Annotated in this window: 7 protein-coding genes and 1 pseudogene; 4 read left to right on the forward strand and 4 right to left on the reverse strand. The window is 68.1% G+C overall.

Annotated features, from left to right (window positions below; genetic code table 11):
- Positions 1-43 precede the first annotated feature (43 nt).
- The 3 genes from pth to VGD28_RS15245 all read right to left on the reverse strand — a co-directional run bounded on the left by pth (position 44) and on the right by VGD28_RS15245 (position 2,545).
- Positions 44-619 (reverse strand): aminoacyl-tRNA hydrolase, encoded by a 576-nt coding sequence (gene pth / locus VGD28_RS15235; RefSeq protein ID WP_331029213.1) that lies wholly within the window; start codon positions 617-619, stop codon positions 44-46.
- A 117-nt stretch (positions 620-736) separates the two neighbouring features.
- Positions 737-1,441: a 50S ribosomal protein L25/general stress protein Ctc gene (locus VGD28_RS15240; protein WP_331029207.1), complete on the reverse strand. Its 705-nt coding sequence runs from the start codon at positions 1,439-1,441 to the stop codon at positions 737-739.
- A gap of 258 nt (positions 1,442-1,699) precedes the next feature.
- Entirely contained in the window at positions 1,700-2,545 is an 846-nt protein-coding gene (locus VGD28_RS15245) for a TraB/GumN family protein (protein ID WP_331029208.1), read from the reverse strand.
- 115 nt (positions 2,546-2,660) lie between these two features.
- Here VGD28_RS15245 and VGD28_RS15250 point away from each other — a divergent pair, with 115 nt between their 5' ends.
- The 4 genes from VGD28_RS15250 (at position 2,661) to VGD28_RS15265 (ending at position 9,319) form a co-directional block, all read left to right on the forward strand.
- Entirely contained in the window at positions 2,661-3,569 is a 909-nt protein-coding gene (locus tag VGD28_RS15250; RefSeq protein WP_331029209.1) for a glycine--tRNA ligase subunit alpha, read from the forward strand.
- Complete coding sequence (gene glyS / locus VGD28_RS15255; protein WP_331029210.1) at positions 3,566-5,758, forward strand: glycine--tRNA ligase subunit beta; 2,193 nt, start codon at positions 3,566-3,568, stop codon at positions 5,756-5,758. The genes VGD28_RS15250 and glyS overlap by 4 nt, the downstream gene beginning before the upstream one ends.
- A 334-nt stretch (positions 5,759-6,092) precedes the next feature.
- Entirely contained in the window at positions 6,093-8,771 is a 2,679-nt protein-coding gene (gene ppdK, locus VGD28_RS15260; RefSeq protein WP_331029211.1) for a pyruvate, phosphate dikinase, read from the forward strand.
- Positions 8,772-8,821: 50 nt separating this feature from the next.
- Positions 8,822-9,319, forward strand: a complete 498-nt coding sequence (locus VGD28_RS15265; RefSeq protein ID WP_331029212.1) for a hypothetical protein — start codon at positions 8,822-8,824, stop codon at positions 9,317-9,319.
- A gap of 154 nt (positions 9,320-9,473) precedes the next feature.
- On the opposite strand, the pseudogene VGD28_RS15270 reads toward VGD28_RS15265, so the two are convergent.
- Positions 9,474-9,597 (reverse strand): annotated as a pseudogene (locus VGD28_RS15270) (IS630 family transposase); the annotation flags it as partial.

Below are 9,597 nucleotides of genomic sequence, written 5' to 3' on the forward strand. Positions count from 1 at the left end.
GAAGTTGGGTGGCCGGGTGGGGGAGCGGGCCGGTGCCGTTCCTTCAGGGACTCTGATGCAGCCGCAGCGCGATGTCGTTCATGAAGCGCGCGTCGTCGCCCGCGGCCAGCCACTCGGCCTCCGCCGCGATCGCGCCGAGCAGATCGGACAGATCCTCGATCTCGGCCTTGGGATAGTTGCCGAGGACATAGCCGGTGACGCGGTCCTTGTGGCCGGGATGGCCGATGCCGATGCGCACGCGGCGGAAGTCCGGCCCGACATGACTGATCGCGCTGCGGATGCCGTTCTGCCCCGCAGCCCCTCCGCCGCGCTTCACCTTGACCCTGAACGGCGCGAGGTCGAGCTCGTCGTGGAAGACGGTGACGTCTTCGGGCGCGAGCTTGTAGAAATCGAGCGCGGCGCGGATCGAGCGGCCGCTCTCGTTCATGTACGTCGCGGGCTTGAGCAGCAGGATCCTGTGCGCGCCGATGCGGCCTTCCTGCAGCCAGCCCTGGAACTTCTTCGCGGGCGGCGTGAAGCCGTGCACCTCGGCGATGGCGTCGGCGGCCATGAAGCCGATATTGTGCCGGTTCATCGCATATTGCGGACCGGGATTGCCGAGGCCGACCCAGAGTTGCATCGACATAAAAAAGCCCCTCCCCTTCAGGGGAGGGGTTGGGGTGCGGAAGTCGTTCCACCACCCATGTCAGCCCCACCCCAAACCCCTCCCCTGAAGGGGAGGGGCTTAGAGCAGAAATTACTCGGCGTCGGTCGGACCTGCGGTCTCGGCCGGAGCAGCCTCGTCCGCCGGGGTATCGCCCTCGGCCGCGGCCTCGTCAGCCGCCGCCTCGGCCTCGGCCGCTTCCGCAGCTTCGGCTTCCTCGGCCTTCAGCGCCGACGGGGCGACGATGGTGGCGATGGTGAAGTCGCGGTCCTCGATCGCGCTCTCGACGCCCTTGGGAAGGGTCACGGCCGAGATGTGCAGCGAATCGCCGACGTCGAGGCCGTTGAGCGACACGGTGATCTCGCTCGGGATCTCCGAGGCGTCGCAGACCAGCTCGAGCTCGTGGCGGACGATGTTGAGCACGCCGCCCTTCTCGAGGCCCGGCGAGCCTTCCTCGTCGGTGAACGCGACGGGGACGTTGACGGTGACCTTGGCATGCGCCGAGATGCGCAGGAAATCGACATGGACCGGGCGGTCGGTCACGACGTCGAGCGCGGCATCCTTGGCGAGGGTGCGGACCGGCTTGCCGCCGGCGCCCTCGATCATGATGACCGAGTTGAAGAAGTGGCCGGTGTTCAACGCCTTGACGAGCGCGCGCTCCTCGAGGTGGATGCTCAGCGGTTCCTGATTGTTGCCGTAGATCACGGCAGGTACGCGGCCTTCACGACGCAGCGCACGGGAGGCTCCCTTGCCAACCCGGTCGCGCGTCTCGGCCGACAGCGTAAGCGTGTCGCTCATGTGTCGAATTCCTGTGCGCTAATTGGTTCAACTTCGATCAGGCCTCCAGGGATGACCCTGATCGAAGCGCGCGCCTATAGGGGAGGGTGGGGGAGAAGTCCAGTCCGACCGGAGGCGGTCTCCTATCCTCCCCCGCCGGGGGGAGGTGGCGCCGAAGGCGACGGAGGGGGCGGATGCCAGAACGAGCGTTGGGAGTCCTCCCCCTCCGTCACGCTGCGCGTGCCACCTCCCCCTGGCGGGGGAGGATTCGGGAGGATTTTAGTGGGCCACCCGCTCCACCGTCAGCCCCTTCTCGGCGAGCAAGGCCTGCACGCTGCCCTTGCCGGCGAGGTGACCGGCGCCGACCGCGACGAACACCGTGCCGGGCTGCGCCATCCGCGCCGCGACCCAGTCCGCCCAGCGCGCGTTGCGCCGCGCGACCAGCGCCTCGGCCACCTCGGGCGAGGCCTGCGCCACCCGGTTCATCTCGGCGCCCACCGTTTCGGCATCGCCCGCCCCCCATGCCTTGACGAAGCGCTCCAGCCGCTCGCCCGCGCCCGGCAGCTCCTTCACCGTCGCGTCGAGCATCGCGCTCTGCGCTGCGCCGGACAGGCTGTCGAACGCCATCAATTGCCCGCGCGCGCTCTCCAGCGCCTTGACCGGCTTGCCGGCCTTCTCCGCCGCGCTGGACAGCGCCGCCTCGACCCCGTCGTCGGAGGCATAGCCCGCCTTCACCGCCGCGCGCTGGCTCAGCGTCAGCGCGGCGAGCCACGGCTCCATCCGGTCGATCTCGCCCTTCGCCATGCCGAGCTTCTGCGCCGCTTCGTCCACTTCGGGCGCGAAGGGCGGGCCGCCGCGGGTGCCGAGCTGCGCGGTGAGCGCGGCGATCATGCCGGGATCGGGCCGGGCGATCTCCAGCACCAGCTCGTCGCTCGCGTCGAACGCCTCGCGCACGCCCTCGTCGAACCAGCGCATGCCGGGCTTGAGCACGTGCACGGTGCCGAACAGGTAGATGGTGGTGTCCTCGTCCTTCACCACCCAAAGCGCCGGATCGGCGTCATGCCCGAACAGCGAGCAACCGGAGAGGAGCAGGGCGGAAAGGGCGGGCAGGGCGCGTCTGAGCATGTGCAGCATACCAAGCCCATCCGTTGTGGGGCCGTCAACTATCGGCCCGTTAACCAGCACGCGCCGTGCGCGCCAGTTGACCGTGCATTGCCCCTGCGCCAAAGCGCGAACCCATATGACCCAGCCGCTCAGCTTCCAGGGCATGATCCTCAAGCTCCACGATTACTGGAGCCAGCGGGGCTGCCTGATCCTCCAGCCCTATGACATGCGCATGGGCGCGGGCACCTTCCACACCGCGACCACGCTGCGCGCGCTCGGCCCCGATCCGTGGAACGCGGCGTTCGTCCAGCCATGCCGCAGGCCCACGGACGGCCGCTATGGCGAGAACCCCAACCGGCTGCAGCATTATTACCAGTATCAGGTGATCCTGAAGCCGAGCCCGCCCGATTTGCAGGAGCTGTACCTGGGGTCGCTGGCCGCGATCGGCATCGACTTCACCAAGCACGATATCCGCTTCGTCGAGGACGATTGGGAATCGCCGACGCTCGGCGCCTGGGGGCTGGGCTGGGAAGTGTGGTGCGACGGGATGGAAGTCACCCAGTTCACCTATTTCCAGCAGATGGGCGGCTTCGACTGCAAGCCGGTCGCGGGCGAGCTGACCTACGGGCTCGAGCGCCTCGCCATGTACATCCAGAACAAGGACAGCGTGTACGACCTGGCGTTCAACGACGCGCAGGATGGCAAGCCGGCCTTCACCTATGGCGACGTCTTCCTCGAGAACGAGAAGCAGATGTCGAAGTACAACTTCGAGGTCGCCGACACCGAGACGCTGTTCGAATCGTTCCGCAAGGCGGTCGCCGAGTGCGAGAACTGCCTGACCAACAATGTGCCGATCGCTGCCTATGAGCAGGCGATCGAGGCGAGCCATCTCTTCAACCTGCTCCAGGCGCGCGGCGTCATCTCGGTTGCCGAGCGTCAAGCCTATATCGGCCGCGTTCGCGATCTGGCCAAGGGCAGCTGCGAGGCGTGGATCGCGCACATGACCCCCGAATGGACCGCCAAATATCCGGAGTGGTCGCTGTGAGCGATTTCCTTCTCGAACTCCGCTCGGAGGAAATCCCCGCCCGCATGCAGGATCGCGCGAGGGAGGATTTGGCTCGCCTCTTCACGGCCGAGCTCGAAAAGGCGGGCCTCAAGGCCGGTGAGCTGGTCACCTATGCGACCCCGCGCCGCCTGACGCTGATCGCGCGCGACCTGCCCGCGCAGACGCAGGCGGTGAGCGAGGAGCTGAAGGGCCCGCCCGCCGACGCGCCCGATGCGGCGATCGACGGCTTCCTGCGCAAGGCCGGGCTGACCCGCGACGCGCTCGAAACGCGCGATGTGAAGGGCCGTGCGACTTTGTTCGCGGTGATCGACAAGCCGGGGCAGGCGACTGCGCAGGTGCTGGCGACGGCGATCCCGGCGATCGTCCGCGCCTTCCCCTGGCCCAAGTCGATGCGCTGGGGCGAGGCGTCGCTGTCGACCGAGAGCCTGCGCTGGGTGCGCCCGCTGCAGGGCATCGTCGCGCTGTTCGGTGACGAAGTGGTCGAGTTCGAGGTCGCGGGCGTCCGTTCGGGCGCGGCGACCGTCGGCCATCGCTTCCACCATCCGGGTGCGATCACCATCGGCTCGGCGTCGGACTATGTCGAGAAATTGCGCGCCTGCCATGTCGTGGTCGACCAGGCCGAGCGCCGCGTCACCATCGCGCTCGGCGCCAAGATGGCGGCGAACAAGGCCGGCCTCACGCTGATCGAGGACGAGGGCCTGCTGATCGAGAATGCCGGCCTGACCGAATGGCCGGTGCCGCTGCTCGGCCGCTTCGACGAGGCGTTCCTCGACGTCCCGCCTGAGGTGATCCAGCTCACGGCGCGCGTGAACCAGAAGTACTTCGTGTGTCAGGATGCGGCGGGGAAGCTGGCGAATGCGTTCGTCTGCACCGCCAACATCGACGCGGCCGATGGCGGCGCGAAGATCGTCGAGGGCAACCAGAAGGTGCTCGCGGCTCGGTTGGCCGATGCGCGCTTCTTCTACGAGACCGATTTGAAGGTGCCGCTCGAGGAGCAGGCGAAGAAGCTCGAGAAGATCGTGTTCCATGAGAAGCTGGGCACGGTCGCCGACAAGGTCGAGCGGGTGGCCAAGCTGGCGCGCTGGCTGGTCGAGGAAGGGATCGTCAAGGGTGCGGACCCGGCACAGGCCGAACGCGCCGCGCGGCTGGCCAAAGCCGATCTCGTCACCGGCATGGTCGGCGAATTCCCCGAACTTCAGGGCCTGATGGGCGGCTATTACGCCGCCGCACAGGGCGAGGGTGCGGCGGTCGCTGAGGCGATCCGCGATCATTACAAGCCGGTCGGGCAGGGCGATGACGTGCCCACCGCGCCGGTGACGGTGGCGGTGTCGCTGGCGGACAAGCTGGATACGCTGCTTGGATTCTACGGTATTGATGAGAAGCCGACGGGCTCGAAGGATCCGTTCGCGCTGCGCCGTGCGACATTGGGCATCATTTCGCTGATCTTGGAGAATGATCTCCGGTTTGGTCTGGCCGATCAGTGGGAAGACTTCTCTTCGCACCTTGCACATCTGATTGATGGTTTTGGTAGCGAAGTCGGCAGGACCGATGACGACAGGCCGATCTTCGAACATCCAAACTTGGGTCGTTTCATACCGCCGTCGGAGCAGTACAAGAAGGTCCTCAGGGAGGCGTTCTGGAACGCGTGTACTAGCGTCGATCCGTGGGACTTCTTCGCCGATCGCCTCAAGGTTCAGCAGCGTGAGGCGGGTGTCCGGCACGACCTGATCGACGCGGTGTTTGCCCTCGGTGGCGAGGACGATCTCGTCCGGCTGCTTGCGCGTGTGCATGCGTTGCAGGCGTTCATGGCGACCGATGACGGCGCGAACCTGCTCGCCGGGTACAAGCGCGCGGCGAACATCCTCAAGAAGGAAGGCGTCACCGACGCCGTGTGGTCCGCGCCGGCCTATGCGACCGAGCCGGCCGAGGCGGCGCTGATCGCGGCGCTTGATGGTGCGGAGCCCAAGGCTGCCGCGGCGGTCGAGGGCGAGCGGTTCGAAGAGGCGATGGCCGCGCTGGCGACGCTGCGTGCGCCGATCGATGCCTTCTTCACCGATGTGACGGTCAACGATGCCGATCCGGCGAAGCGCGAAGCCCGGCTCGCCCTGCTCGCGCGGATGCGCGACGCAGTGCATCGGGTGGCGGATTTCGGCAAGATCGAGGGCTGAGGACAGCCAATCCTCCCCCGTCAGGGGGAGGTGTCGCTGCGAAGCGGTGACGGAGGGGGAGGAAACCCCCAACGCTGGTTCTGGCATCCGCCCCTCCGACGCCTTCGGCGCCACCTCCCCCTGGCGGGGGAGGATGAGTTGATCCGGACTTGCCTCTCCCGCGCGCGACTGTGACGTTTGGGACATTCGGCGCTGATGTGCGCCGGTCTGTCCGTTTTTGTCACGCCCAAGCAAAACTTACCCCTGACACCGTTGGACAAGCTCTTTCCCCCTCTTCGCACCTGCGGTAGGCGCGGCGAACGCGCCGGGGAGGGCGCCCACGGAAGGGGTTTGGATGACTCGATATGTGTACCGCTTTGGCGGCGGCGTCGACGATGGCGGCAAGCAGGACAGGAACCTGCTGGGCGGCAAGGGCGCGAACCTCGACGGCATGGCCGGCATCGGCCTGCCGGTCCCGCCGGGCTTCACCATCTCCACCCCGGTGTGCGCGCTCTATTACGAGAATGGCGGCAATTTCCCCGAGAGCCTCAAGGCCGAGGTCGCGAACGGGATCGCGCATATCGAGGGGCTGACGGGCAAGACGTTCGGGCTCGCCGCCGATCCGCTGCTCGTCTCGGTCCGCTCGGGCGCGCGGGCGTCGATGCCGGGGATGATGGACACGGTCCTCAACCTCGGCCTCAACGACGAGACGGTCGAGGGGCTGGCCGCGATCAGCGGCGATGCGCGCTTCGCCTGGGACAGCTATCGCCGCTTCATCCAGATGTATTCGGACGTGGTGCTGGAGCTGGACCACGGTCGGTTCGAGGAAGCGCTGGAGATCGCCAAGGAGGATCGCGGCTATCATCTCGATACCGAGATGACCGCGAGCGACTGGCAGGCGCTGGTCGCCGAGTACAAGGCGCTGGTGGTCGAGCTGTGGGACGGCAAGGCCTTCCCGCAGGACGTGCACGACCAGCTGTGGGGCGCGATCGGCGCGGTGTTCGGATCGTGGCAGTCGGAGCGCGCCAAGGTCTATCGCCGCCTCAACGACATCCCGGGTGACTGGGGCACCGCGGTCAATGTGCAGGCGATGGTGTTCGGCAATATGGGCGACACCTCGGCGACCGGCGTCGCCTTCACGCGCGACCCGGCGACGGGCGAGAACGCCTATTATGGCGAGTTCCTGATCAACGCGCAGGGCGAGGATGTGGTCGCGGGCATCCGCACGCCGCAATATCTGACTCGGAAGGCGCGCGAGGCGGCGGGGGCCAAGCCGCTGTCGATGGAAGAGGCGATGCCTGAGGCCTATGCCGAGCTGGCGCGCGTGTTCGACCAGCTCGAGCGCCACTATCGCGACATGCAGGACATCGAGTTCACCGTCGAGCGCGGCAAGCTGTGGATGCTGCAGACCCGCTCGGGCAAGCGCACCGCCAAGGCCGCGCTCAAGATCGCGGTCGACATGGCGAGCGAGGGGTTGATCACGCAGGAGGAGGCGATCGCGCGGGTCGATCCGGCGGCGCTCGACCAGCTGCTCCATCCGACGCTCGACCCGCAAGCGCCGCGCGACGTGCTGACCAAAGGGCTGCCCGCCAGCCCCGGCGCGGCGTCGGGCTATGCGGTGTTCGACAGCGATACGGCCGAGAAGCGTGCGGCGGCTGGGGATGCGGTGATCCTGGTGCGCGTCGAGACCTCGCCGGAGGACATTCACGGCATGCACGCGGCGAAGGGCATCCTGACCGCACGCGGCGGTATGACCAGCCACGCGGCGGTCGTCGCGCGCGGCATGGGGAGGCCCTGCGTCTCGGGCGCGGGGACGCTGTCGATCAAGGCTGCCGAGGGGATTGCGCGGGTCGGTTCGCGTGAAATCCGCGAGGGCGACCTCATCACCATCGACGGCTCGACCGGCGAGGTGATGGTGGGCGAGGTGCCGACGATCCAGCCCGAGTTGGCGGGCGATTTCGGCACGCTGATGGAATGGGCCGACGGCGTCCGCCGCCTGAAGGTGCGCACCAACGCCGAGACGCCGCTCGACTGCCGCACCGCGCGCGAGTTCGGGGCGGAGGGCATCGGCCTGTGCCGCACCGAGCATATGTTCTTCGACGCCGCGCGGATCACCGCGGTGCGCCAGATGATCCTGGCGGACAGCGAGAAGGGGCGCCGCGCTGCGCTCGACAAGCTGCTGCCCGAGCAGCGCAGCGATTTCGTCGCGATCTTCGAGGTGATGGCGGGGCTGCCCTGCACGATCCGCCTGCTCGATCCGCCGCTGCACGAGTTCCTGCCGCACGAGGAGGCCGAGTTCGCCGAGGTCGCGCAGGCCGCCGGGCTCGACGTCGAGACGCTGCGCCGCCGCGCCGCCGAGCTGCACGAGTTCAACCCGATGCTTGGCCATCGCGGCTGCCGCCTCGGCGTGACCTATCCCGAAATCTACGAGATGCAGGCGCGCGCGATCTTCGAGGCGGCGTGCGAGGTGGCGGAGAAGTCGGGCGCCGCGCCGGTGCCCGAGGTGATGATCCCGCTGGTCGCGACCAAGCGCGAGCTGGAGCTGATGAAGGCGGTGGTCGACAAGGCCGCCGCGGCGGTGTTCGCCGAGAAGGGCCGCACGATCGACTATCTCGTCGGCACGATGATCGAGCTGCCGCGCGCGGCGCTGCGCGCGGGGGAGATCGCCGAGGCGGGGGCGTTCTTCTCGTTCGGCACCAATGACCTGACGCAGACCACACTCGGCGTCAGCCGCGACGATGCCGGGCGGTTCCTGACGACCTATGTCGAGAAGGGCATCTATGCGCGCGACCCGTTCGTCTCGATCGACGTCGAGGGAGTGGGCGAGCTGATCAGCCTGGCGGCCGAGCGCGGGCGGGCGACGCGGCCCGACATCAAGCTCGGTATCTGCGGCGAGCATGGCGGCGATCCCGCCTCGATCGCCTTCTGCGAGCAGACGGGCCTCGACTATGTCTCCGCCTCGCCCTATCGCGTGCCGATCGCGCGGCTCGCCGCGGCGCAGGCGGCGCTGGCCCGAATGAACGGGGGGAGCTGACGGGCGTGGCGGCGATGGGTGGCGCGGTACTGTTGAAGCCGCGCCTAGAAATGAATCCCGTCGAACGCCTCCACGCCGAACTGCTGAATGGCCGTACCGCCACCGAGGTGCTCGAGGCGCGCTGCGGGGCGCTTGGCCTTGCCGCTGCACCGCGCGTGCATGCGCAGGTGCGGCGTGACCGGCTGGTCGCGGGCGAGGGAGCGGCGCGCCGCCGCCTCGACGCGGCGGGCGAGCGGCTCGGCTATCGGCGCGTGCATCTGAGGTGCGGCGCGCATGTGCTGTCCGAAGCCGTCAACTGGTATGTGGCCAGCCGCCTGACGCCGGAGATGAACGCGGCGCTGGAGACTGGCGACGTGCCGTTCGGGCGGGTGATCCTGCCGCTGTCGCCCAGCCGGCGCACGGTCTCCACGCGGATCCTGTGGGACGGGGAGGGCACGGCGCCCGTGACGATCCTGCGCCATCGCGCGCTGGTGGTCGATGCGCAGGGGCGGCCGCTGGCCGAGGTGATCGAGAATTACCGCGCGGTGCTGGTGACGGGGGCCGTTTAGTCTTCAATCCCCCCGCCAGGGGGAGGTGGCGCCGAAGGCGACGGTGGGGGAGGATGCCCCACCGCTAGCTGGTCGCCGTCCGCCCCCTCCGTCAGCTACGCTGGCACCTCCCCCTGGCGGGGGAGGATTGGAGTTGGCCTAGAGTCTGTCCTGTTTAGATTGAGGCATATCCGCTGTTTCTGAGATAGTTGGCGCATTCGTGGGGCGGGAAGGCGTCGAGGAGTTGGCCGATGCGTTTCCATGTTGCCTCGACGGTGCGCTCTGCGGCCTTGCGCAGG

It is taken from the genome of Sphingomonas sp. (genome assembly GCF_036402235.1).
Lineage (GTDB): Bacteria > Pseudomonadota > Alphaproteobacteria > Sphingomonadales > Sphingomonadaceae > Sphingomonas.

Bases quoted from the DNA above. Each gene is read 5' to 3' on its own strand.
- pth (WP_331029213.1), bottom strand. From the start codon at position 619: ATGCAACTCTGGGTCGGCCTCGGCAATCCCGGTCCGCAATATGCGATG.
- ppdK (WP_331029211.1), top strand. From the start codon at position 6,093: ATGACTCGATATGTGTACCGCTTTGGCGGCGGCGTCGACGATGGCGGC.
- VGD28_RS15250 (WP_331029209.1), top strand. From the start codon at position 2,661: ATGACCCAGCCGCTCAGCTTCCAGGGCATGATCCTCAAGCTCCACGAT.
- VGD28_RS15245 (WP_331029208.1), bottom strand. From the start codon at position 2,545: ATGCTCAGACGCGCCCTGCCCGCCCTTTCCGCCCTGCTCCTCTCCGGT.
- VGD28_RS15265 (WP_331029212.1), top strand. From the start codon at position 8,822: ATGAATCCCGTCGAACGCCTCCACGCCGAACTGCTGAATGGCCGTACC.
- VGD28_RS15240 (WP_331029207.1), bottom strand. From the start codon at position 1,441: ATGAGCGACACGCTTACGCTGTCGGCCGAGACGCGCGACCGGGTTGGC.